The 23,566-nt window shown below is 43.7% G+C and carries 20 protein-coding genes; 12 read left to right on the top strand and 8 right to left on the bottom strand.

Features of this window, described 5'->3' with window-relative positions; all coding sequences use genetic code 11:
- Positions 1 to 105: 105 nt before the first annotated feature.
- Entirely contained in the window at positions 106 to 1,512 is a 1,407-nt protein-coding gene (locus B1A98_RS00370) for a sigma-54 interaction domain-containing protein (RefSeq protein ID WP_063384237.1), read from the bottom strand.
- Between the two features lie 299 nt (positions 1,513 to 1,811).
- Between B1A98_RS00370 and B1A98_RS00365 the strand changes: the two genes are divergently transcribed.
- From B1A98_RS00365 to B1A98_RS00335, 7 genes are read left to right on the top strand one after another with little or no spacing between them, the layout of a single operon-like run.
- Positions 1,812 to 2,768 carry a D-2-hydroxyacid dehydrogenase gene (locus tag B1A98_RS00365; protein ID WP_063384238.1) on the top strand — a complete coding sequence of 319 codons (957 nt, stop codon included), beginning with the start codon at positions 1,812 to 1,814 and terminating at the stop codon, positions 2,766 to 2,768.
- A 29-nt stretch (positions 2,769 to 2,797) separates the two neighbouring features.
- The gene (locus tag B1A98_RS00360; RefSeq protein ID WP_063384239.1) at positions 2,798 to 3,556 is read left to right on the top strand and encodes a class II aldolase/adducin family protein; all 759 of its coding nucleotides are present in this window, start codon (positions 2,798 to 2,800) and stop codon (positions 3,554 to 3,556) included.
- Positions 3,557 to 3,572: 16 nt separating this feature from the next.
- Positions 3,573 to 4,604, top strand: a complete 1,032-nt coding sequence (locus B1A98_RS00355; protein WP_063384240.1) for a DctP family TRAP transporter solute-binding subunit — start codon at positions 3,573 to 3,575, stop codon at positions 4,602 to 4,604.
- Between the two features lie 32 nt (positions 4,605 to 4,636).
- Positions 4,637 to 5,131, top strand: coding sequence for a TRAP transporter small permease (locus tag B1A98_RS00350; protein WP_063384241.1), 495 nt, complete (start codon positions 4,637 to 4,639; stop codon positions 5,129 to 5,131).
- Complete coding sequence (locus B1A98_RS00345; RefSeq protein WP_063384242.1) at positions 5,128 to 6,474, top strand: TRAP transporter large permease; 1,347 nt, start codon at positions 5,128 to 5,130, stop codon at positions 6,472 to 6,474. The genes B1A98_RS00350 and B1A98_RS00345 overlap by 4 nt, the downstream gene beginning before the upstream one ends.
- A 42-nt stretch (positions 6,475 to 6,516) precedes the next feature.
- The gene (locus B1A98_RS00340) at positions 6,517 to 8,136 is read left to right on the top strand and encodes an amidohydrolase (RefSeq protein ID WP_158286002.1); all 1,620 of its coding nucleotides are present in this window, start codon (positions 6,517 to 6,519) and stop codon (positions 8,134 to 8,136) included.
- A complete protein-coding gene (locus B1A98_RS00335) occupies positions 8,129 to 9,373 on the top strand; it encodes a Zn-dependent hydrolase (protein ID WP_063384243.1) in 1,245 nt (414 codons plus the stop codon). The genes B1A98_RS00340 and B1A98_RS00335 overlap by 8 nt, the downstream gene beginning before the upstream one ends.
- Positions 9,374 to 9,482: 109 nt before the next feature.
- Here B1A98_RS00335 and B1A98_RS00330 read toward each other — a convergent pair whose 3' ends face one another.
- Positions 9,483 to 9,821: a hypothetical protein gene (locus B1A98_RS00330; protein WP_063384244.1), complete on the bottom strand. Its 339-nt coding sequence runs from the start codon at positions 9,819 to 9,821 to the stop codon at positions 9,483 to 9,485.
- Positions 9,822 to 10,171: 350 nt separating this feature from the next.
- Between B1A98_RS00330 and B1A98_RS00325 the strand changes: the two genes are divergently transcribed.
- Complete coding sequence (locus B1A98_RS00325; RefSeq protein WP_082821670.1) at positions 10,172 to 11,239, top strand: thermonuclease family protein; 1,068 nt, start codon at positions 10,172 to 10,174, stop codon at positions 11,237 to 11,239.
- A gap of 61 nt (positions 11,240 to 11,300) precedes the next feature.
- Here the strand turns inward: B1A98_RS00325 and B1A98_RS00320 are convergent, their stop codons facing one another.
- From B1A98_RS00320 to B1A98_RS00310, 3 genes are all read right to left on the bottom strand, one after another.
- Positions 11,301 to 12,953: an FMN-binding glutamate synthase family protein gene (locus B1A98_RS00320; RefSeq protein ID WP_063384245.1), complete on the bottom strand. Its 1,653-nt coding sequence runs from the start codon at positions 12,951 to 12,953 to the stop codon at positions 11,301 to 11,303.
- 328 nt (positions 12,954 to 13,281) lie between these two features.
- The gene (gene fdhD, locus B1A98_RS00315; protein WP_063384246.1) at positions 13,282 to 14,085 is read right to left on the bottom strand and encodes a formate dehydrogenase accessory sulfurtransferase FdhD; all 804 of its coding nucleotides are present in this window, start codon (positions 14,083 to 14,085) and stop codon (positions 13,282 to 13,284) included.
- Positions 14,082 to 14,444 carry a Na-translocating system protein MpsC family protein gene (locus B1A98_RS00310; protein WP_063384307.1) on the bottom strand — a complete coding sequence of 121 codons (363 nt, stop codon included), beginning with the start codon at positions 14,442 to 14,444 and terminating at the stop codon, positions 14,082 to 14,084. Before B1A98_RS00310 ends, fdhD begins: the two co-directional genes overlap by 4 nt.
- Positions 14,445 to 14,888: 444 nt before the next feature.
- Between B1A98_RS00310 and fdhF the strand changes: the two genes are divergently transcribed.
- The 4 genes from fdhF to B1A98_RS00285 all read left to right on the top strand — a co-directional run bounded on the left by fdhF (position 14,889) and on the right by B1A98_RS00285 (position 20,135).
- Positions 14,889 to 17,816: a formate dehydrogenase subunit alpha gene (gene fdhF / locus B1A98_RS00305; protein WP_063384247.1), complete on the top strand. Its 2,928-nt coding sequence runs from the start codon at positions 14,889 to 14,891 to the stop codon at positions 17,814 to 17,816.
- A gap of 18 nt (positions 17,817 to 17,834) precedes the next feature.
- Positions 17,835 to 18,314 (top strand): helical membrane plugin domain-containing protein, encoded by a 480-nt coding sequence (locus B1A98_RS00300; RefSeq protein ID WP_063384248.1) that lies wholly within the window; start codon positions 17,835 to 17,837, stop codon positions 18,312 to 18,314.
- 281 nt (positions 18,315 to 18,595) lie between these two features.
- Positions 18,596 to 19,408, top strand: coding sequence for an ABC transporter ATP-binding protein (locus tag B1A98_RS00290; RefSeq protein WP_063384249.1), 813 nt, complete (start codon positions 18,596 to 18,598; stop codon positions 19,406 to 19,408).
- Between the two features lie 169 nt (positions 19,409 to 19,577).
- Positions 19,578 to 20,135, top strand: a complete 558-nt coding sequence (locus tag B1A98_RS00285; protein ID WP_063384250.1) for a hypothetical protein — start codon at positions 19,578 to 19,580, stop codon at positions 20,133 to 20,135.
- Between the two features lie 156 nt (positions 20,136 to 20,291).
- Here the strand turns inward: B1A98_RS00285 and B1A98_RS00280 are convergent, their stop codons facing one another.
- The 3 genes from B1A98_RS00280 to hydA form a co-directional block, all read right to left on the bottom strand.
- On the bottom strand, positions 20,292 to 20,525 hold the full coding sequence (locus B1A98_RS00280; RefSeq protein ID WP_041099414.1) for a hypothetical protein: 234 nt from the start codon (positions 20,523 to 20,525) through the stop codon (positions 20,292 to 20,294).
- Between the two features lie 24 nt (positions 20,526 to 20,549).
- A complete protein-coding gene (locus tag B1A98_RS00275) occupies positions 20,550 to 22,022 on the bottom strand; it encodes an NCS1 family transporter (protein ID WP_063384251.1) in 1,473 nt (490 codons plus the stop codon).
- A gap of 130 nt (positions 22,023 to 22,152) precedes the next feature.
- Positions 22,153 to 23,562 carry a dihydropyrimidinase gene (hydA, locus tag B1A98_RS00270; protein ID WP_063384252.1) on the bottom strand — a complete coding sequence of 470 codons (1,410 nt, stop codon included), beginning with the start codon at positions 23,560 to 23,562 and terminating at the stop codon, positions 22,153 to 22,155.
- Positions 23,563 to 23,566 lie beyond the last annotated feature (4 nt).

The raw sequence follows: 23,566 nt of genomic DNA, 5'->3' as shown, positions 1-23,566 counted from the left end.
AATATAAAAAAGGTTGGGTCCGCCTCTTTGGCTGTCCCTATATGAAATAAAAAAGAGCAGCCTTTGGAAAGCCCGCGTCTTCTGGTTCTTTTCAAAATATCCTGGCTATTTTTTCGTCAACTGATACTTTTTTAGCCTTCTCATTAATAAAGATTGGCTAATTCCTAACTCCAATGCCGTTTTTCTAGTAGTATCATATTTTTCATACGCTTGTTCAATGATCTTACGCTCGATCTTCTCAAGTGTTTCTGTTAACGATTGCCCTTTTTCAGCTTCAAGAATGTTCGAGGGGAGTTCTTGCGGTTCATGAAAATGTGTTGATAACTGTTTAGAAGTAATTTCAGATGTCGGTGCGGTAATAACCACGCGTTCTAAGAGGTTTTCTAACTCTCGTATATTGCCAGGCCAATGATAGCTTTGCAGTATTCGAAAAGCTTCTGAAGATAGCTTGCATTGCCGGTCATAACGTTGGTTGAATTTATTCAAATTAAGCTGAAGCAAGTGAAAAATATCTTCTTGTCTTTCACGCAAAGAAGGGACTTTAATGGGCAAAACATTTAACCTGTAATATAAATCCGATCGGAAAGCACCTTCGCTCACTAGCAGCTGCAAGTTTCGATTGGTCGCAGCAACAATTCTGACATCAGCTATATAAGATTTTGTATCACCAATAGGGGTATATTTTTTTTGTTGCAAAAATTGCAAAAGCTTAGCCTGCAAATGAATTGGCAGTTCCCCAATTTCATCTAAAAATAACGTTCCGCCATCTGCCTGGGCAATTAAACCTTTTTTTCCGCCCTTGTCAGCTCCTGTGAAAGCTCCTTTTTTATAACCGAACAACTCAGACTCAATCAATGAGTCGGGCAGTGCGCCGCAGTTGATTTCTACCAGCGGCTTTTGACTGCGCTCACTTAATTGGTGGATTTTTCCTGCTATTTCACTTTTTCCTACCCCTGTTTCCCCAGTAATCAGAACAGTTGTATCGACCAGTGCTGCTTTGTCCATCAGGTTAATCATCGAAAGGGAAGCTTTGCTTTTTCCCACAAAGAATTCATTGGATTCTTCCTTCTTGCTTCTCCTTTTCATCTCCATGATTTCTTGGCTGTATTTTTTTAAAAGCACCTGCATTTCTTCTAGTTTGGAAGTAGTCCGCACAGTTCCTGTAATATCTCGGCTATGTGTGATGATTAGCTCAATCTCTCCCTCCTCGCTTTTAATAGGGTGTCCTGAAACCATGAATTGCCGTTTATTCTCAGTAGATTGCACCGTGCTTACCATTGTTTTTTCTTTTAATACCATGCTAGTGACGGAAGGATTAAAAATCCCCATTTTTTCCAAATCACTCGAACTCTTTCCGATGATTTCCTCCCTCGACCGGTTAATTAACTTTAGGCAAGATTGATTCACCCACAAAGCGACTCCCCGGCTGTCGGAAATTAGAATTCCATCAGAAATAGCATTTAAAATCTCTCCAAAATACTCCGGCAAATATAAATCTTTTTCTTTTAACACTCTCTTCCCCCCTTTTAGTAATGAAAAAGGACAAGCTTGCATTCACTAGCCAGTTTATCACGAATACTTGAAGCGATAAAGAATCAAAAGAATAAATATTCTAAATAATACAAATATTTCAATGGATATTTGAATCGAAATAAAATCAAAATTGAGTTGGCATCGATTCAAAGCTTGAAATTTAAACTTCAGAAAGGGAAAAAATTTACGGATCTCTTCTCTTTTTTCCCGAAAAAATGTCCTTAATGGTGGTATGAAATTTGCTTTATATCTGATGTAGGAGCGAAAGGGGGGAAAATATGCTATTAGTGTCGCTGCCAGATCCATTGCCCGAAAAAGAAAGGAGTTATCTTACTGCATTTGTTTATCCGATGAAAGTGTATTTCCAAGAAAAGTTTTTAAATGCTGCACACGAAATTCCCTTACACGAGATCCAAATTTGGTTGACATATGGCTCTGATATCACAAAAGAAGCACTTAACCAAATGCCTTCATTGAAATGGATACAAGTGTTTCAATCAGGAATTGAAAAAGTTCCTTTGGAAGAATTGAAAAAACGGGGAATTTTATTAACAAATATTAAAGGAATCCATGGCATACCAATGTCTGAGCATGCAATAAGCACCATTTTATATTTCGCTAAAAACCTTGAAAAATATGCCTTTAATAAGCAAAAACATCTATGGGATCGCTGCGGCCATGACGATGAAATATACGGAAAAACCATCTCTATCTTCGGGGCTGGCACGGTCGGTACAGCGATTGCAGAAAGATGTCGTGACTTTGGAATGCGTGTTATCGGAATAAATACGAGCGGTGAACCCAAGTCACCTTTCGATGAAATGTACGCTATGAAGGACAAAGAAACGGTATTAAAGACAAGTGATTTCGTCCTGTTATTGCTGCCGAGCATTCCTGAAACCTATCACTGTATCAGCAGGCATGAACTTTCTTTAATGAAAGAAAGCGCTTACTTAATCAATTTGGGACGGGGCTCCCTCATTAATAACCAGGATTTAATAAACAGTTTGAAAAGCGGTTCGATTAGAGGGGCTTCACTGGATGTATTTGAAGAAGAACCCCTTCCAGAAGACAGCCCGCTATGGGAGACTCCCCATCTTCTGATTACGCCTCACATGGCTGCTCGGACATGGCGGTATTACGAAAGAGCTTTGGAGAAGTTTGCTCTAAACTTCAACGCGTTTCAACAAGGCGAACAGCCCCCCTATATTATTAATTTGAATAAAGGCTACTGAAATAAAAACTTTATGGAGGCTAATGAATTATGAAAAAACCAGAAGTCATACTTGGCAGCCAGCAAAGAACCATTGAAGAAGAGCGGCAATATCGGAAGGAAAGGTTAGCGGCATCTTTTCGTTTATTCGCCAAATATGACTACGACATGGGTGTAGCAGGTCATATTACTGCTCGAGACCCCGAATACTCGGATCACTTTTGGGTAAATCCCTTTGCTATGGATTTTAGTCAAATCAAGGTATCCGACTTGGTACTAGCCAATCACCAAGGGAAAGTAATCCAAGGAAACAAGCCGATTAATAAAGCAGCTTTTGCTATTCATTCAAGAATTCATGAAGCACGCCCTGATGTAATAGCTGCCGCTCACTCTCATTCGATTTACGGAAAAAGCTTTTCATCACTAGGGAAGCTTCTTGACCCCATCACTCAAGATGCCTGTGCTTTTTATGAAGATCATGGCTTGTTTGATGACTATACAGGAGTGGTACTCGACCTCGAAGAAGGCGAAAGAATAGCAAGGGCTCTAAAAAACTATAAGGCTGTTATTCTTCGTAACCATGGGCTATTAACAGTCGGACGGTCTGTGGAAGAAGCGGCATGGTGGTTTATTTCTATGGAGCGCTCCTGCCAAGCTCAATTGCTAGCTGAATCTGCAGGGAAACCAATAAAAATCGATCACCAACAAGCACTTAAAACCAGAGGACAAGTTGGCACATTCCAAGCAAAGATCAATTTCGAACCGATGTGGGAACGTATCATAAAACAAGAGCCTGATCTATTAAATTAATGAAGAGGTGCTATTTATGAAAAGAAAAATGTTATTGCCAATCATATCGGGCCTGCTAGTAGTTTTCTTTGCTTTAGCTGGCTGTTCTTCAGGAAACTCAAGTGCTGATGGTGGTGGTGAAAATGGCAAGATAGAACTTAAATTAACTCATGCTGTACCGGAAGACCATGCCTCCCATTTAGCATTATTAGCATTCAAAGAGAAACTCGCTGAAAAATCAAACGGAAAAATTGATTTAAAAATCTTTCCTAATGGTCAGCTATATGCTTCGGACCGTGAGGCTGTTGAAGCAACGCAGCTAGGAAATGTAGATATGACGATGGTTGCCACCCCGACAATGGCTAGTTTCGAACCTGCCTTTATGGTATTTGATTTGCCGTTCCTTTTCGACAATAGAGACGAGGCGCACAAAGCTCTAGACGGTGAATTAGGAAAAAAATTGAACGAGCTGCTGCCTTCTCAAAAACTTGTTGGCCTTGGATATGGCGAAAATGGCTTTCGTCAATATTTAAATAACGTGCGCCCGATTCACAAGCCCTCCGATTTCAAAGGATTGAAATTTCGTGTAATTGAAAACAAATTGTATCAAGACGCCTTCGATGAAATGGGAGCAAACTCTTCCCCACTTGCTTTCGGTGAAACTTACTCCGCCCTTCAGCAAAATACATTTGATGGGATGGATAGCCCGGTTTCGTTAGTTTATGCAATGAAGTTTTATGAAGTACAAAAGTATTTAACTATTGGTGATCAAACCTATGCCCCTCTCATCACAGTCATCAATAAGGAAAAACTAGACTCGATGCCTGAAGATTTAAAAGAGATTCTACTCGCAGAAGCCCAAAAGATGTCTGTTCATCAGAGAGAGTTAGCTTACCAACAAGATACGGAACAATTGAAAAAGCTAAAAGAAGCGGGAATGGAAGTAAATAAACTATCTGACAAAGATAAGAAAAAGTTTAAAAGTCACCTTCAGCCTATCTACGATAAATACAGCGGCCAAATCGGAAAAGACTATCTGGATGCAGCAATGGCAGCTGCCAAAGAATAATTAAGTAAAGGGCCGAATAGGGGGAGCAATAAATGATCCGAAAAAGTTTACGGGATGCAAAAATTGAAGAATGGCTGCTCGTCGCCTCTTTATTATTGATCATTATTTTAGTATTTACACAAGTCGTTTTCAGATATTTAATTAGTTCTTCTCTTGGATGGAGCGAGGAACTCTCTAGATATGTATTAATTTGGATAGCCTGGATTAGTGCCGCCTATTCGGTTCGAACTCAAAAGCATATTCGGGTAGAACTGATAAAAAACATTTGCAATGAGCCTTTACGAAAAATCATTGAGCTCATTGCACTCATTCTTTGGTTCTTCTTCGCTCTATTTCTTGTTGCCAACGGAACTCAGCTCATCTTAAATATTCATGGAACCGGCCAAGTCAGCCCTTCTAATGGCATTCCAATGTGGATCGTTTATCTAGCCGTACCAATTGGAGGAAGTCTGATGGCATTAAGACTAATCCAGCAGGCGGTTTACATTTTCAAACCGCACCTGCACGAAGAGGAGGCGGAAAATTGACAACGATCGCATTATTTTTATCTCTGTTTTTGTTAATTGCTTTAAGCGTTCCGATCGGTATTGCGATCGGGCTATCTACTTTATTTACTGCCCTGTTTTTCACCGACAGCATTCCTGTCATGACCTTGACCCAAAAAGTCTTCACATCTCTTGACTCTTTTCCAATTATGGCTATTCCCTTTTTTATGATGGCCGGGATTTTAATGGGAAAAGGCGGTGTCTCCAAGAGACTGCTTGATTTTGCCGGCTCCTTGGTAGGGTTTGTAGCGGGTGGCCTGGCAATGGTAACTGTCCTTACCTGCATGTTCTTCTCAGCCATCTCTGGTTCGGGACCAGCCACCGTAGCAGCCATCGGTTCGTTTATGATCCCAGCAATGGAGCGGGAAAAATACGGCCGGGGATTTGCAGCGGCTATTACAGCTTCTGCCGGAGCAATCGGTGTCATTATTCCGCCGAGCATTCCCTTTGTTTTATACGGAGTCATTGGCGGAGTATCCATTGGAAGCTTGTTTCTTGCAGGAATCCTCCCTGGGATTATGATTGGCTTATCTTTGATGATCGCCTCTTATTTCATTATTAAACGAAAATCTGTAAAAAACGCAGAAAATACAGCCAGTCAATTTAACGTGCTTGACGAGACTTCTGTAACCATTGAACAAATGAATGTAAAAAGAATCAGCTTTAAGCATGTTCTTCAAACATTTTATGAGGCAAAGTGGGCTCTTCTGACCCCAGTTATCATCCTCGGAGGCATTTATGGAAGCATCTTTACCCCGACTGAATCGGCAGCTGTAGCCATTATGTATGGTTTAATCGTAGGCAAATTTATTCATAAAGAATTAAGCTGGAAAGATGTATATGATAGCGCCTTGGAAACCATCCAAGTTATCGGAGCGACATTATATATGATCGGCTTGTCTATCGCCTTCGCCTATGTGTTAAATATTGAACAAATTCCGCAGCAAATCGCTGATTTCATTTTAGGATTCTCCACGAACGTGTATGTTGTTTTATTGCTGATTATTTTATTTTTGCTCGTGGTAGGCGCTTTTTTAGATACGATTGCCGCATTAGTTATTTTAACCCCTATCTTGCTGCCGATTGTCACACAAATTGGCGTGGATCCCGTTCACTTTGGGGTTATTCTGGTGACAGCCCTTGCTATTGGGTTTATTACTCCGCCCGTGGGCGTCAATCTATTTGTCGCTTCTGCTATAGGAAACATTTCTATCGAAAAGATCGCTGTTGCGGCAATACCGTTATTTATTGTCATGCTGGCAATATTATTTTTATTAAGTTATGTTCCTTTTTTTTCCACTTACCTGCCGAGCTTGTCCACCTAACTCAAAAACAAAAATGCTTCACGAACGATGGAGGTTTTTCACATGATGACTCACCTGTACGCAGACACAGTATTTCATAACGGCTTCATTGCCTCAATGGACAGTAAGCAAAACACGTACGAGGCGATGGCGATAAAAGATGGCAAGATTCTCTCCCTTCATACAGATCTATTGATTAAAGAATATATTGGACCTGATACTAACGTAATTGATTTAGAGGGGAAAACTGTTCTCCCCGGCTTTATTGATGCTCATCAGCATATGTTTAATACAGGATTTAATTTATTGAATGTCAATTGTGATTTCTCTTCTGCCGCTGAACTCATTTATGCCATAAAAGAACGGGCAAATGAAATCGGTCCGGATGACTGGATTATCGGATGGGGCTACAACGAATCAAACTTCACACATGACGAACCAATTAATAAGCACTCTCTTGCGGGGATCAGCAATCCCGTGTTCATTTCAAGATACTGTTTGCATACTGCCGTCGTCAATGAACGAGCACTTCAACTAGCAAATATCTCTAAAGACTCGCAAGTTGAAGGAGGAATCATTGAAAAAGATGAATCTGGAGAATTAACTGGCGTTCTGAAAGAAAGAGCCATGGACCTAGTAAAGAACGCCATGCCATCCTATGATGAGGAATCTCTTAAAAAAATGCTTTTACGAGCAAACGAAGAGTATATTCGTTATGGCATCACTAGTGTACATGAAACAGGTCTTGGATTCTTTTCCGGCTCCATGAATGAATTTAAGGTGTTGCAGCAATTGCAGGCAGACAAGAAATTAAATGTCAGAATATACGCCATGATTCTTACGGATTTCTTTGATTATCTGAACGGAATGAAACTGCAGGGTAACTTCGGCAATGAATACTTGAAGATAGGGTCTGTTAAGCTGTTTTGTGATGGAACATTAGGGGGACAAACAGCCGCCTTATCACGCCCTTACTTAAACTCAGACAGCAACCAAGGCTTGTATATGTATTCTGATGATGAACTGGAGCGGAGAATTATAGATGCTCATGAAGCAGGATACCAGATTGCTGTTCATGCAATGGGAGATGCAGCCATCGAAAAAATCCTACTGCTGTTTGAAAAAGCCTTGAAAAAGCATCCAAGAAAAGATCACCGTCATCGCATTGAGCATGCTGCTGTAACAAGAGAAGATTTGATCCAAAAGATGAGTAACCTTTCTGTCATCCCTATCCCCCAATACGGGCTTATTTATGAAATGGGCGACATTTATATGAAAGTTTTAGATGAACCGGCTTATAACTATGTATTTGCCAGTAAAACCTTTTATGATAAAGGACTACAACCGGCAGGGAGCTCTGATAGCCCGGTGATTCATTTCTCACCTTTACATGGTATTTATTCAGCTATGAGCCGAAAAACAAAAAGCGATACAACTTATCTGCCAGAACAAAGGCTTAGCTTGCTGGAAGCAATTGAAACCTATACTGTATTCGCTGCTCGCGCTGCTTTTGACGAAAAAATAAAAGGAACCTTGGAAGTCGGAAAACTGGCTGACATGGTGGTTCTGCCTGCTAACTTTTTGCAGTTTAGTGCGGATCAAGTTCGAGATACCGAAGTAGATATGACTATTATTGGCGGTGATGTCGTTTTTCAGCATGAAAGGAGCTATCACCATGGTTGAAAAGACACTGTCTATAAATCTTTGCAGGCTTATGGAAACCATTCAAATGAGCGGCCAAATTGGCAGTCTGGATAAAGGAGGTCTTTGTCGTTTAGCTTTGACCGATGAAGACAAGCAAATGCGGGATTTGTTTGTTAAATGGCTAAAAGAGGCAGACTTGGCTGTACGATTTGATGATTTTGGCAACATTTATGGCAGAAAGGAAGGAACAAACCCTACAGCAGCTGCTATTCTTATTGGCTCCCATCTGGATACACAACCAGAGGGCGGCCGGTACGATGGCATATTAGGCGTATTATCCTCTCTTGAAGTACTACGTACATTGAATGAACAGCCTATTGACCTAGAGCGTCCCGTTGAGATCGTTTGTTTTACCAATGAGGAGGGCGCTCGATTCGAGCCCCCGATCATGGGTGCTGGCGGCCTGGCTGGCGTGTTTGAGAAATCATTTATTTTTAATTGTACAGATAAGGACAACAAAACCTTCGGAGAAGAATTGGAAAGAATCGGCTACAAAGGGTCTCAAAAAAATCGGATTGATGGCATTTTCAGCTTCATTGAGTTGCATATTGAACAAGGTCCCGTTCTCGAATGCGAAAATGTTGATATTGGAATAGTTACCGGCATACAAGGAATGAACTGGTTAGAAGCTAAAGTAATCGGCCAAGCTGACCATGCAGGGCCTACCCCCATGTCTATGAGAAGAGATGCTCTTGCTGCTGCCTCTAAAATGATCACAGAAATTCAACTGATTGTAACAGAACAAGACACAGAAGCTACCGCAACCGTCGGACGTTTATCATTAATCCCAAATTCGATCAATTGTGTTCCTGGAGAAGTAACATTCTCTATTGACATTAGACATTCAGATGACCGAATACGTAAACACTTGCATTCAGAGGTTCTGCAAAGAATCAGTACTATTGCGGTGATAGAGAATGTTCAAATTGAAGTGAAAGAAATTTGGGAAACAGATTCCAGTCATTTCTCAGAGGAGTTAATTGAATGTATTACAGAACAAGCGAGGCTTTTAGGTTACAGCACAAAGAAAATGATCAGCGGGGCTGGCCACGATGCTAAATACATAAACAAACTAGCAAATACAGCCATGATCTTTGTTCCCAGTGCTGGAGGGAAAAGCCATTGTCAAGAAGAGTTCACAGAGGAAACAGCTATTGAAAAAGGGGCAAATTTGCTACTACACATTGTACAAAAACTTGCTGGCGGGGATAAATAAGGAATCAAAAAATGAACCTCCTTAAAAGCCGCTTAGCCGGTCCATAAAAAAGCTAGCGAAAGATCTTTCCTCAATCTTACGCTAGCCTTTTCTTTTAGCCTCTCCCCTGCTATTGAACAGGTTCGTATCCTCTCTCTTCTCTCTTTCCCTTTACTTTATCGATCTTATCAATAAACATTTGAAACACTTTTTTCTTTTCTTCCAGATCCGTGATTTCTTCTTTCAGTTGATTGAACCTCTTCTCAAAAGGGGCATGATAGAGCTCGCGAATGCTGTGAATAATATCCTCATTGATCGTTGACTGGATAACCTGTTTCGTAATGCTGAATTTATAGGAATAAATTTGCAGTTCCCGCTTCACCTCTTCATATTGCTTATCTATATCGTTGAGCAGTTCATCGATTTCCTGTTTCCATTCATCCAGAGATTTTTTCACATGTTCCTCCATACTCAGACTCCTTTTATACGTCGTAGTAGCTCTTGATTTAATGACTATTTTTTATTGTATCAACTGAAGTTTTCGCCCCTATTTCTATGAAATTACATTGAAATGAAAAATAAGTAACAATCAAAGCATCTTCAAAACATTTACAGAAAAAGCGGAGTCACAAACAGAACGAGCTTTTATCGTTAATGATATACAAAGATGCATAGCCAAAAATCTCTCACCAAAAGCGGAACCGTTTAGCAGCAGCCTTTATTCGTCTTGACAATTCCAGTGCTTTCCATAGATGATATGATTATAGAAGAAACTGGTTTGTTTTTGTCTGATAGTTTAAATAGATAGGAGTTTAGACATTGAAAGCAATAAGATACACCTTCATTACAGCCGGAGTGCTGTTCTTGTTAACAACCGTAGCCGTTACCCCGTGGGCTGCAGCCGGCCTGCTTTTATTTCTTTATGGCTGCTACCAGCTGGCTAAGCAGCGAAACGGAAAACCGCATCTGCCAAAACCGCGCTGGATTGCAGCTTTTGGCATTCTGCTGTCCGTGATTCTCGCTTTCATTTTTGTTGAACCTGTGGAGGAAGCGACACAGAAACCGGTTGAAACCGAGGAGAAAACAGCGGATCACAAGCAAGAAAAGCTGACGAAGAAGGAAAAAGAGTTAGCGGAACGAGAACAGGCACTGGCGAAAAAAGAAAAAGAGCTAGCCGACAAGGAAAAGCTGAAAGAACAGAAGAAAGAAGCCGGCAAGGAAAAAGCACTCCCTGCCGACTCCCCCTCCTCAGGGCTGATTCCTGCTTCTGTGACAAGAGTAGTGGACGGGGATACGATCAAAATCACGCTCGATGACCGCCAGGAAACCGTTCGCCTGATTTTAGTCGATACACCTGAAACGAAGCACCCGCGCCTCGGCGTTCAGCCGTTCGGACAAGAAGCTTCGGCTTTCACGGAAGAGCATTTGTCGGGAAAAGAAATCAAGCTTGAACCGGGCATCCAGGAACGCGACCGTTATGGACGATTGCTTGCTTACGTGTATATTGACGGGCAAATGTTTAATCAGCTGCTGCTTGAACAAGGACTGGCGCGGGTAGCCGTCTATCCGCCAAACACTCAATACCTTGATGAAATGAAAGAAATCGAAGCTGCTGCCAAAGCGAAGAAAATCGGCATTTGGTCCATTGAAAATTACGCAGATGACGACGGTTATCATGCTAACGAAACGAAGCAGCAAGCACCGGCCGACAAACCCCAATCAGCGCCTCCTGCTCCGCAACCGGAACCAGCACAGCCGGCTGATTCTGAGTCTTACCAAAACTGTACGGAGCTCAGAAAAGTGCACCCGGACGGTGTGCCTGACAGCCACCCGGCGTATGAGTCCAAACACGATCGTGATAACGACCGGTGGGCTTGCGAAAGATAAATCATAAGAGCCTCTGCAAACAAGCTGCCCGTTTGTTCAGAGGCTCTTTTTGTTAGCTTAATCAGACGCCAATCGGACGAGTGCGCTTTTGTCCCAGTTTAATGTCAGCCTGTTCGCTGGCTGCTGTCTGTCCTTCGATTTCATGGAGAATGTCTTCAAGCGACGTGACCACTCCTTTATCGTCCTTATACATCACATGCTTAGGCTGAAAATGAACAGGGGAGTCTAAGCCAGCTGCCGCTGCCAGGCGAAACAGCCCTTCGCGGAGAGTGATTAAATAATTGGCGGTCCGGTACTTTTTCTCGTCGATCACGAGTGCTTTTTGCAAATCCGGATCAGTCGTGGCCACTCCTACCGGGCAAATATTCGATTGGCATTTCAACGTCTGAATACAGCCTACAGTAATCATAAAGCCGCGGGCGATGTTTACAAGATCGGCCCCCATTGCCAAAGCAATCGCAATCCGATCTGCGGTAAACAGTTTGCCGGAAGCGATAATTTTCACCCGGTCACGCACGCCATACTTCTTTAAGGTGGCTGCGAGAATCGGCAAGGCGGACTTAATCGGCAGTCCTACACTATCAATTAACTCCTGATAAGAAGCGCCTGTCCCGCCTTCTCCGCCGTCCACGGTGATAAAATCCGGACCTTTTCCTGTTTCCTTCATATATTTAGCCAGCTCCTCGGCGCTATCATTGCCGCCGATGACAATTTTCATTCCCACCGGTTTTCCTGTGTGCGCGCGGATTTTTTCAATAAATTCGCAGATAGATGGCACATCGGCAAACTCCCGAAAACGGTTAGGGCTGTCAATCGATTGGTACGGCTCCACTTTCCGTATGGCCGCAATCTCCGGTGTCACCTTTTCCGCATCAATGTGTCCTCCCCGTGTTTTTGCTCCTTGAGCCAGTTTGATTTCAAATGCTTTAATTTCAGGAATTTCACTTTTGCGCTTGAGCTCTTCCCAGTCGACTCCTCCTTGTTTGTCACGAATGCCGAATAAGCCCGGTCCGATCTGCATAATAATATCGACACCGCCTTTTAGATGATAAGGAGACAATCCCCCTTCTCCTGTATTCATCCATGCCCCTTTTGCCAGAGCCAGCCCTTCCGATAAGGCGGTAATGGCACGGTCACCCAGCGATCCGTAACTCATCGCTGACATCCCAATCTGCCCCTTAACCACAAAAGGATGTTCGAGAGCCGGCCCGATCACGACTGCCTCATCATCATGCAATAAATAGGCATTCGCTTCTTCATCCTCCCTTTTCTCCTCTCTTTGCATGAAAAGCGGGTCCTTTAACAAAATGTATTTTTTCGTTAAGACTTTCTCTTCTTTATCTACTTTTAATTCCTCATTTAACTTCGGAAACATATCGTTCCGAATAAAAAAGCCTTCTTCTTCAAAATTGCGCTTTGAACCAAATCCGATAACATCCCGGCTATATTTCGCACTTTTGACGATATGCTCGTAATCATCCCGTGAGAACGGCCGGCCTTCCGTATCACTATTAAACCAATACTGGCGCATCTCCGGACCAATCTTTTCGAAAAAATAACGGATTCTTCCAAGCAGCGGATAATTCCTTAAGATCGAATGGCTTTTCTGGTTTCTGTCAAAAGCCAGCATATATATTAGAAAAGCAATCAGTACGATAAGAATCATCGCGAGCAGCACAGAGCCCAGCACGATCAAAAAATCTGCCACGTTCATCTTTATCCCTCCAAATCGTTAGCTTTTATTTAGTTTTAAATTACTCTAACTTAAGAAAATATATACAACCGTGTTTCCTGCGCTTTTTATTCATTTGTCCGTGCGCTTATCCGCCTGTGAAAATGGCCTGGCTGTATGGCAGGTTAAACCAAAATAAACATCCTCCATTCCTGAGTGCCTTAGGAATAGAGGATGCCTTTTCTTGGCATATATTGAATACACGTTAAAGCGCAGAGCTTGTAAACAAGATGCTGTACGCCTCTTTTTTGTAAATGAAAAATCTTTCATAATACTGCAACAGCGGCTTTACAGACAGCTCCTCTGCCTGTCACAGCTCCTCCGTTGTATCAATCCGTTCAGGGCAGGTATAAACATTAAATGACTGGTTGCGGATAAACCCTACTGTGGTGATCCCTAATTCTTCCGCTAACTGAAGAGCCAGTTCAGTGGGGGCCGACTTTGTCAGAACCATTTCGCAGCCGATTTTAGCGACTTTTGATAAAATCTCTGAAGATAGCCGGCCGCTGAAGACAAGCACTTTGTCTCTGATCGTAATTTCATTTCTTAAGCAGTATCCGTAAATTTTATCAAGAGCATTATGGCGCCCAATATCCATCCTGTTCAAAATCATCCCCTGCTTGTCGCATAGGGCTGCATTATGGACGCCTCCCGTTTCGCGAAAAAGGGCAGCTGATTCCTGCATTTCCGCCATCAGCCGAAAGCAATCTGCAGGGGTAAGGGTCACGTGAATACCCGTCATTTTTTTAGCGGTCAGAGCATCGTTGACAAAAACAAATCCTTGCCGGCTCATCCCGCAGCAAGAAGTGATATATCTCTTGCTTTGAAAGCGCTGCGAGTAAGGGTTCGCTTTATCTGTCTCCACATACACATAGCCTTCTTTTTCCTGCACCCTTATATCGGTAATGTCTTCACGGCGGCGGACGATGCCTTCTGAGGCCAAATAGCCGATCACCATATCTTCGATGTATTCCGGCGTGCAGACCATCGTCACAAACTCTTCGCCATTCACTTTGATGGTCACCGGATATTCAGTTACAATGCGATCCTCTATCTCTTCCGCCTGTCCATTTGCGAAGCGGAGAATGCTCCGTGTCACCTCTGTCTTGTTCATTTGCCCTCACCTTCTAAACAAATATTTTTATCGAAGACAAATACAGAAACAGCCATATCTTCCTCTACCTTAATATCAGAAAACAAATGAACGAGTTTGGCCCCCACGAGCTCCTCGAGTCCCTCTGGCGGATTCGAGGCATAGACTTCTTGAATCAACTTTGTCCTGGCCGCATGCACCATTTCTTTTCCTTCCGGTGTCTTGGCGATAAACTTTTCCGTCGGCGTCAAGTTGCCGTATAAAGTGGAAATAGCCATATTTTCCACAAATACGCTGTGAATCCGCTCCGGGCCTTTTCCCAGCAAATCCTTGCGCAGCTTGCGAATGATATCATTAAATTGATGGATTTTTTTAGACATATTATTGATCTCCCTGCTATCGCCTTTTTCATAAGCCCTATTCAATCCGAAAGCGAAACCGTACTCATGAATGAGCAGAAACAACAGGAATCGGCCCCCGGGTTGAACTTGGAAGTTTCTTTTGTTTAAAAATAGTACACCTTGTTTATTTCGAGTGCAAACACTATAATAACAAGGAAGGATTCAGATCATAAATCATTGTTCTGGCTCTTTCCTATTTTAACATTTAAATGGATTGGCTGTTTAGTAGGCACTGCTAAATAACTATTCCACCATGAACATATTATGCCTATAAACAAGGCATAGCTTCATGGTGGATTTTTTTATGCTCGTTTTTATTCACTCTGCCGATCAATCGGTTGAAGCTTTTTAAACGAATGGAAAAACAGCCAGTCCAATATCATTATGTAACCGAACTTTCATTTTAAAAAGGAGGCAGCCCATATGGTGACCATCACAATTAACGGAAAAGACTGCACAGCTTCTCCAGGCTCCACCATCTTGGAGATCCTAAACAAGGAAAAGATCCCTCATCCGCAAATTTGCTATGTCCCTGAAGTAGATCCCATTCAAACATGCGATACTTGCATCGTGGAAGCAGATGGAAAACTTGTCCGCTCCTGCTCAACGATTATACAGCCAGACATGAAGATTGAGCTTGCTTCTCCTGCTGCTAAAGAGGCGCAAACAGAGGCGATGGATAGAATCTTAGAAAATCATTTGCTCTATTGTACAGTTTGCGACAACAATAACGGCAACTGCAAGCTGCATAACACTGTCCAGCAGATGGAAATTGAACATCAAAAATATCCGTACAAGCCAAAAGCAGCTGCTTGTGAAGTCGATCTGTCCCATCCGTTCTACCGATATGATCCAAATCAATGCATTGCATGCGGACAATGTGTGGAGGTATGCCAAAACCTGCAAGTCAATGAAACCTTGTCCATTGATTGGGAGGCTGAACGGCCGCGCGTTCTTTGGGATAAAGGAAGTTCCATCAATGACTCTTCCTGCGTCAGCTGCGGACAATGTGTCACTATTTGTCCATGCAATGCGTTAATGGAAAAATCCATGCTCGGCGAAGCGGGATTTATGACCGGAATGAAAGAGGAAATCCTCACGCCGATGATTGATCTCGTTAAAACCGTTGAACCTGGGTATAGCGGCATCTTTGCTGTATCTGAAATTGAGGCGGCCATGCGGGATACGCGTACCCGAAAAACGAAGACCGTTTGCACTTTCTGCGGCGTTGGCTGCTCATTTGAGATCTGGACAAAAGGGCGCAAAATTCTTAAAGTCCAGCCGGTTTCTGAAGCACCAGTGAACGCGATTTCCACCTGTGTGAAAGGCAAGTTCGGCTGGGATTTCGTCAACTCTGACAAACGGCTGACTACTCCTTTAATCCGCAAAAACGGCGAATTTGTGGAAGCCACATGGGAAGAAGCATTAGAATTAGTCGCCAGCCGGCTCGGCACCATCCACCATGAACATGGCCCCGGTTCTATCGGTTTCATTTCTTCTTCGAAAATTACAAATGAAGAAAATTACCTGATCCAAAAACTGGCCCGCCAAGTATTTGAAACGAACGATGTAGACAACTGTTCCCGTTATTGCCAATCCCCTGCAACAGATGGGCTGTTCCGCACAGTCGGCATGGGCGGTGATGCCGGAACTATTAAGGATATCGCCAAAGCGGGGCTCGTCATTATTGTCGGCGCCAATCCGGCCGAAGGACATCCGGTGCTGGCGACGCGGGTAAAACGCGCCCATAAATTGCACGGCCAAAAGCTTATTGTCGCCGATGTGCGCAAACATGAAATGGCGGAACGCTCCGATATTTTTATGAGTCCGAAACAAGGAACCGACCAAGTATGGCTGATGGCTGTAACCAGCTATATGATTGATCAAGGCTGGCATGACCGGGCATTCATTGAAGAAAACGTTAATTTCTTTGATGAATATAAGAGGGTACTCGAAAAATATACCCTTGAATACGCTGAATCTGTTACGGGCATTCCTGCTGAAACACTCATCCGAGTAGCTGAAATGATTCGAGATGCAGATGGCACTTGTGTGCTTTGGGGAATGGGCGTTACACAAAATACAGGCGGGTCCGATACGTCAGCAGCCATTTCAAACTTGCTGCTCGCTACCGGCAATTACCGCCGGCCGGGCGCAGGCGCTTATCCGTTGCGAGGCCACAATAACGTTCAAGGAGCTTGCGATATGGGGACACTTCCCGGCTGGCTTCCGGGATATCAGCACATTACAGACGATGCAGCCCGCGAAAAATTTGAAGCAGCCTACGGGGTAAAAATCTCCGCGGTCCCCGGCCGAGACAATATCCAAATGCTTAAAGCGATTGAGGCCGGTACGATGAAGGCCATGTACGTTGTCGGCGAGGATATGGCCCTCGTTGATTCAAATGCGAATCACGTTCATGAGGTCTTATCCTCCCTTGACTTTTTTGTCGTTCAAGATATGTTCTTTTCACGCACTGCGCAATACGCGGATGTTATTTTGCCGGCATCTCCATCTTTAGAAAAAGAAGGAACATTTACAAACACAGAACGCCGGGTGCAGCGTTTATACCAGGTTCTTCCCTCCCTTGGACATTCCAAGCCGGATTGGTGGATTGTACAAGAAATTGCCAACCGCCTGGGTGCTGGATGGCAATACGGCGGTCCTGGCGATATATTTAATGAAATGACAAGCCTTTCCCCTCTTTTCAGTCAAGCAAGCTATGAACAATTAGAGGGCTGGAACAGTTTTCTTTGGGGAAGCTTCGATGGGGCAAGCACGCCTCTTCTCTATACAGACGGCTTTCACTTTCCAGACAAAAAAGCACGCTTTGCCTTATCCGACTGGGTGGCGCCCGCCGAGTTTCCAGAGGAGTATGACCTCCATATCAATAACGGCCGGATGCTTGAGCATTTCCATGAAGGCAACATGACAAACAAATCAACAGGAATCCAGTCAAAGGTGCCAGAAATTTTTGTTGAAGTGTCCCCGGAGCTTGCCAAGGAGCGCGGTATACAGGATGGGGCACTGGTGCGGCTTATTTCTCCTTTTGGAGCATTAAAGCTGCCGGTTTTAGTAACAAACCGCGTGAAAGCGAATGAACTGTTTCTGCCGATGAACTCGGTGGATAAAGAATCGGCCATTAACTTCTTAACTGGCCCTGCTGTTGACCAGCGCACAAACACCCCTGCCTACAAGCAGACAAAAGTAAGGATGGAAGTATTGACTTCCTGCGGAAAAACGCCGCTGCCCAAAACAAATCCCCGCAACAAAAAACGGCATCCTCAAAACGGCGTGGAAGTGCAGCGCAAATGGCAACGCCCCGGCTATGTTCACTTGACGACTAATTAATCGAAAGGAGAAAGTGCAATGGCAGAACCGATTACTTCAATCCGAAAAAAGGAAGAAACAAGTGAGGAAAGTGCCCAGCAAAAGCTGACGGATCTTCAAAGGCTGCTGGCAGATAACGAAGAGGCTTTAAATAGCATCTTTCATATGATCGGTGAATTGAATGACATGGGCGCTTTAGAAGCAGCCTCTTCTATCCTGCAGGCAAAAGAACAGGTTGCCGGCATTGCTCTTCATCAGGTGTCCAGGGAACCGGTCACCAATGTAATCAATCATTTCCTCAATGCAGCTGGCGCATTGGCAAACACTGATCCGGACATGATGAAAAAACTGGCAGGAAGTCTTACAGCCGGAATGGCAGAAGCAAATGAACATCTCCATAGCAGCAAGCCTGTCGGAATGATAGACCTTTTAAAAGTGCTTAAGGACCCGGATATTAATCGTGCTATCCGATTTGGTCTTCATTTTCTAAAAGGCATGGGAAAAGAATTGCAAGAGTAACAATCGATGGCTTGCCTGCCAATCATGATTGACAGCGAAAAAAGGACGACCTAAAAGACCATGAAAAATGACTTTTGGGTCGGCCTCTTTTTCTTCCCCAAACAGGCTGAGCTCCATTCCAATCAGCAGAGAAAAATCACGCCTTCTTCTCCGCCCTTTTAGAAAAAATCTTCCTTCATCCAATTCATGTCTGATTCCCTGATGGAAAAAACAATAAAAAGAGGAATTTTTAACAAAAGGGATAAATATATACATTAGAGATTTCGCAGGAGGAGTTATACATGGAGGAAGAGAATAAAATAGTCGATCTGCAAAACATTACTTGGACAAGAACAAAGAAAAACGTATTAAATGACGTCTCATGGCGTGTCGCGAAGGGAGAGCATTGGGCCGTTCTCGGATTAAATGGTTCCGGGAAAACCTCTCTTCTGAAAATCATTGCCGGTTACCAGTGGCCAACGACAGGAACGGTGTCCGTTTTAGGCCATTTATTTGGCCAAACGAACCTACCGGAACTGCGCAAAAGCATTGGCTGGGTAAGTTCTTCCATGGACGAAAGATTTCATACCCGCCCAAGCGACTCTGTTCTGGAGATAGTATTGAGCGGAAAGCATGCCTCCGTCGGCTTGTATGAGGAAATAAGCAGGGAGGATATCGAAAAAGCGAAGGGCCTTCTCCGCCAGCTGAGAATGGATGATTTAGCGGATCAAGCGTTCTTTTCTCTCTCTCAAGGAGAAAAAAAGAGAACGATGATTGCCCGTGCACTTATGCCTTCTCCAAAATTGCTGATTTTAGATGAGCCTTGCACGGGGCTGGATTTGTACTCTAAAGAAGAGCTGCTGTCTGCTATTGAAAACATGGGACGCTCTCCTGAAGGCCCCACCCTTTTGTATGTCACCCATCATATTGAAGAGCTTATGCCGGCTGTTACCCATGCCTTGCTGCTGAAACAAGGAAAGATTGTTGCTGCCGGTCCTAAGAAAACAGTTTTAACAGAAGAGCTGCTAAGTGAAACGTTTTGCCTTCCTGTCTCAGTAGAATGGGAAGATGAACGTCCCTGGATTCATATTAAGTCCAAAACATGCAACCAATAGATAGACTGAAAACATTTTTTCTATGAATCTGTTCCCATGGGATTCATAGAAAAAAATAAATTTGTAAGCGCTTAACTAAGCTTGATAGAAAGCAGAAATGGACAGAGGATTAAGCCGCAGGAACGAAAGAATGTCAAGTGCACGATCATTTCCATAGGGAGGGTCTGAATTGGAGAGAAAAGCTTACCGAGGAGTTAGTTACGGAGAAGCGAGAAAAGTCGTTTTGGAGCAAAAGTACGAGCGCAGCGAATTAAGGGCATTTACTAACGGAGCAGCCGCCCGCTCTTTATTCGGACAAGGCATTTACCTCATTAATGACCTCGGCTTGGCAGCGCAATACGCCTTTTGCCACGCTGAGGTGGAGGGCGATGAAACAGCCGTTGTTTTACATCAAAAAATCTGTTTTAACCGTCCTTTTATCCTCAATTACCAATTTAGCGAAGCCCGATTAAGAAAAGATGCCTTGCGCTGGAAATATGCCGGCAAGCACGCTCCCGATCCAGTACATCCTCCTGACTCGCTGGAGCTTTCCCGCCAGATCGGCAGCACGATCAAAGACTATCTGCTGGCCTTTTCCTATGACAGCATCATCTATCACGTGGATGATGAAATTATTTATTACGTTTTATATGACCAACAAAAACAAATCAGAGATATTGATGTAGAAATTGCCTTTAATATTAAAAAACCCTGCAAGGTAGAGCGGGTAGATTCTCTCCTTCTTTAACTGCCGTTCTCGGAAGGCAAACAAAGCAAGCGTTTCCTGTTCACCCACTGGCTTTTATCAAACAATCTACCGCCGCCCCTCTGTGAACTGCGTCTAAGCAGGCAATCCATAGAGGAGGCGGCGGGAAAACATGAAAAGCGCTGGTACAGTCTTCTACTATACTAAATTTTTTTGCTTAGCCATAATTAAATTGGAGAAATATTTGCGGGCATCCGCTGTCAGGATTTGCAGCTTTACTTGCGTTACCTTGCTTTTTCCATTCAAGTTTGAACGCTCAAAAGTGAGAAAGGCGCCGCTCAAGTTCTCCTCCACCTTCGTAATTTCATAGCCGCTTTTATACAGCTCATCAATTTTTTGTTTTTCCGCTAAAAACTCTTTATAAGATGACATGATATCCTCCTCCTAACCTGCCAATTATACAGTGGCTTGTTCTTGACCTTCCGTCCCTCTCGCCGCCTCTTGACCGTCAATAATCCAATCACGTCCTGCAGTAATCCCCAAGTACTTTTCATCACTTGGGTCCTCCAGCTCAGCCTGCTTATATTTTCGAAACCACCAATACTTCGACAATAGATAGTAACTAGCCGCCGAAAGAAGAAAACCAACGATAAAGGAGTAATTCGAAAAGATAAGAGAAGCGCCCCCTCCTATGGCCCAAGCCATCACGCCTGCCCAATTGACTCCTAAATAATAACTGTACTGGCCAGCTTGTTCATACAGATCAGGCACGTTCACTCTGCGTTTGCGAAGCAAATAATAATCAGCAAACAAAATGCCGACAATGGCTGACAATAGCCCTCCGCTGATGAGCAGAAAAGGCATTAGCGTATCAAAGAGGTTCCATGGCTGCGTCATCATTCCGATGACTCCAGCCAAAATCACTCCTGCATAAAAAGGCACTTTAGGACCGCCAATATTAGAAAAAACAGTTGCCGCCGGGACTAAATTGGCTGCCGTGTTAGTTGACCACTGGGCAAAAACAATCATTAACAGCAAGATTCCCAATATAAGCCCTCCGGCAGCTTCCTGCAGAGCCACGATAGGATCATAGTTTCCTACTGCGATATAGGCTACTCCGCCAATCGCTACCACAAAAGTTTGCGTCAGCGGCAACGCAATCATACTGCCTACCAGAGCCCCTTTATTTCTTTTAAACCAATTTTTCTCATATTTTGGAGCCTTGATGAACCTGGAAATCGAAGAAATATCGGCACATAAAGTCGACCAATAGCCCATATTTCCGAGCACCACTGTCAAGAAAGCCGCAAATAGAGCTGCTCCAGAAACCGGGTTTTCCATCCACGCCCATACACTCTTGCCGGCTGCGCTTGCCCGATCGGCTAACGTGTAGTACATCCAAATAGAAATTAGAATGATAGTCGGTGCGGCCAGGTTCGCAAATTTCTCGATCGCTTTAATGCCGATCGAGGTATTAATGACCTGCGCTGTAACAAATAAAAGCAAACAAATAAACCAATTATCAAATCCAGTGAGAATGTTCAGTATCCCGTTAATAGCTGCAGCGCCAAAATACGAATTGATACCGAACCAGATAGAAGCGGCTATTCCGCGAAGAAGAGAAGGAAAGTGTGTGCCTAATGTGCCAAAAGGCGCTCTTAAATAAACTGGAAAGGAAATGCCATGCTCGATGCCAATGTCCGCTATCAGGGTGATGAGAAAACCAATGACGAGACAGCCTACAAAAGAGGCCAGCAGCACCCAGGGCAAAGGCATCGCCTGTACCCCCGCCCCGCCGATCGCAAATGCTGCCAGAACCACTGCCATGCCTACCCACATTACCGAAAATCCAAACGTGCCAATTTTTCTGTCACGATGAGCAATAGGAAGAAGATCCGGAGACTTTAAATATTCACTCGTTCTTTTCATCACATATCTCCTCTATTTATTATCTGAGCTTCAGGAATAACAGTGATGCCAAATAATAAGAAAGCTTCCTTTCACTAACAAGGCAGCGTTCTGGAAAACACTCGCTCTTCAATCAAGCACAAGCCATTGATTAACGCACTTTCTCTGCCGGCTTCTCTTGGCTTCCAAAACGGGCGCGCTTTAAATATTGGCCTGAGCCCGGTTTTCCGACAAACTCTTTTTCGCGGATGACGAACTCGCCGCGTGATAAAACAGAGATGGGCTCTCCTGTCACTTTCATGCCTTCAAAGGCGCTGTAATCGACATTCATATGATGCGTTTCTGCCGAAATTACCCGCTCTTTATTAGGATCAAAGATAACAATATCCGCATCGCTGCCCACAGCAATCGTTCCTTTCCTTGGGAAAAGCCCAAACAGCTTGGCAATCCTTGTTGAAACAATGTCAACGAATTGGTTGATGGAGATCCGGCCTTTTTTCACTCCTTCTGAGAAAAAGAGGCTGAACCTGTCTTCAATGATCGGACCGCCATTTGGAATTTTAGTAAAATCCCCAACCCCCAGCTCTTTTTGGCCTTTAAAGTTGAAGGAGCACTGATCCGAGCCAAGCGTCTGCAGTTGGCCGTTCTTCAAAGCATTCCATAGCACTTCCTGATTCCATTTTTCGCGAAGAGGCGGAGACCAAACGTACTTGGCGCCTTCAAAATTTGGTTTCTCCAAATAGGACTGATCAAGCACAAGATACTGCGGACACGTTTCTCCCCAGACCTGATAGCCTTTCTTTCGCGCTTGATCAATTTTTTCTACTGCCTCTGCGCACGATACATGGACAACGTACAATTGTGAGCCGGCAACACCGGTCAACTGGGCAGCTCTTCCAGTCGCTTCTCCTTCTACCTCCGGCGGTCTCGTCAGCGCATGATAGATAGGGGCTGTGTTTCCTTCTTTCAGTGCTTTGTTCACCAAGAAATCAATAACATCTCCATTTTCAGCATGCACCATAACGAGCGCGCCATGTTCCTTTGCTGTCAATAATGTACGAAACAGTGTTTCATCATCAGCTTGGAATACATTTTTATAAGCCATGAATACCTTGAACGAAGTAATGCCCTCTTCCTCAATAATAAGAGGAATCTCTTCAAGCACCTGTTCATTGACTTCACTGATCATCAAGTGAAAACCATAGTCAATAACAGCTTTGCTTTTTGATTTCTCATGCCAGGTTTGAATGGCATTTTTCAAGGGTTCTCCTTTATTTGTTAAGCAAAAGTCGATAATGGACGTAGTTCCCCCGTAAGCGGCGGCAATCGTTCCTGTTTCAAAATCATCGCTGGTCACGGTTCCGCCAAATGGCATATCCAAATGCGTATGAGGATCGATGCCTCCAGGGAACACATACGCTCCCCGGGCATCAATCACTTCCTCTGCACCTGTGCCCAAATTCTTGCCAATCGCAGCTATTTTTCCGTCTTCAATCAACAGATCCGCTTCATACCTATCAGCGGCGGTAACAATTGTCCCGTTTGTTATTAATTTCTTCATTCCA

The sequence above is a fragment of the Pseudobacillus badius genome, assembly GCF_002189605.1.
GTDB lineage: Bacteria > Bacillota > Bacilli > Bacillales > Domibacillaceae > Pseudobacillus > Pseudobacillus badius.
This window is presented reverse-complemented; position numbering and strand designations above follow the sequence as displayed.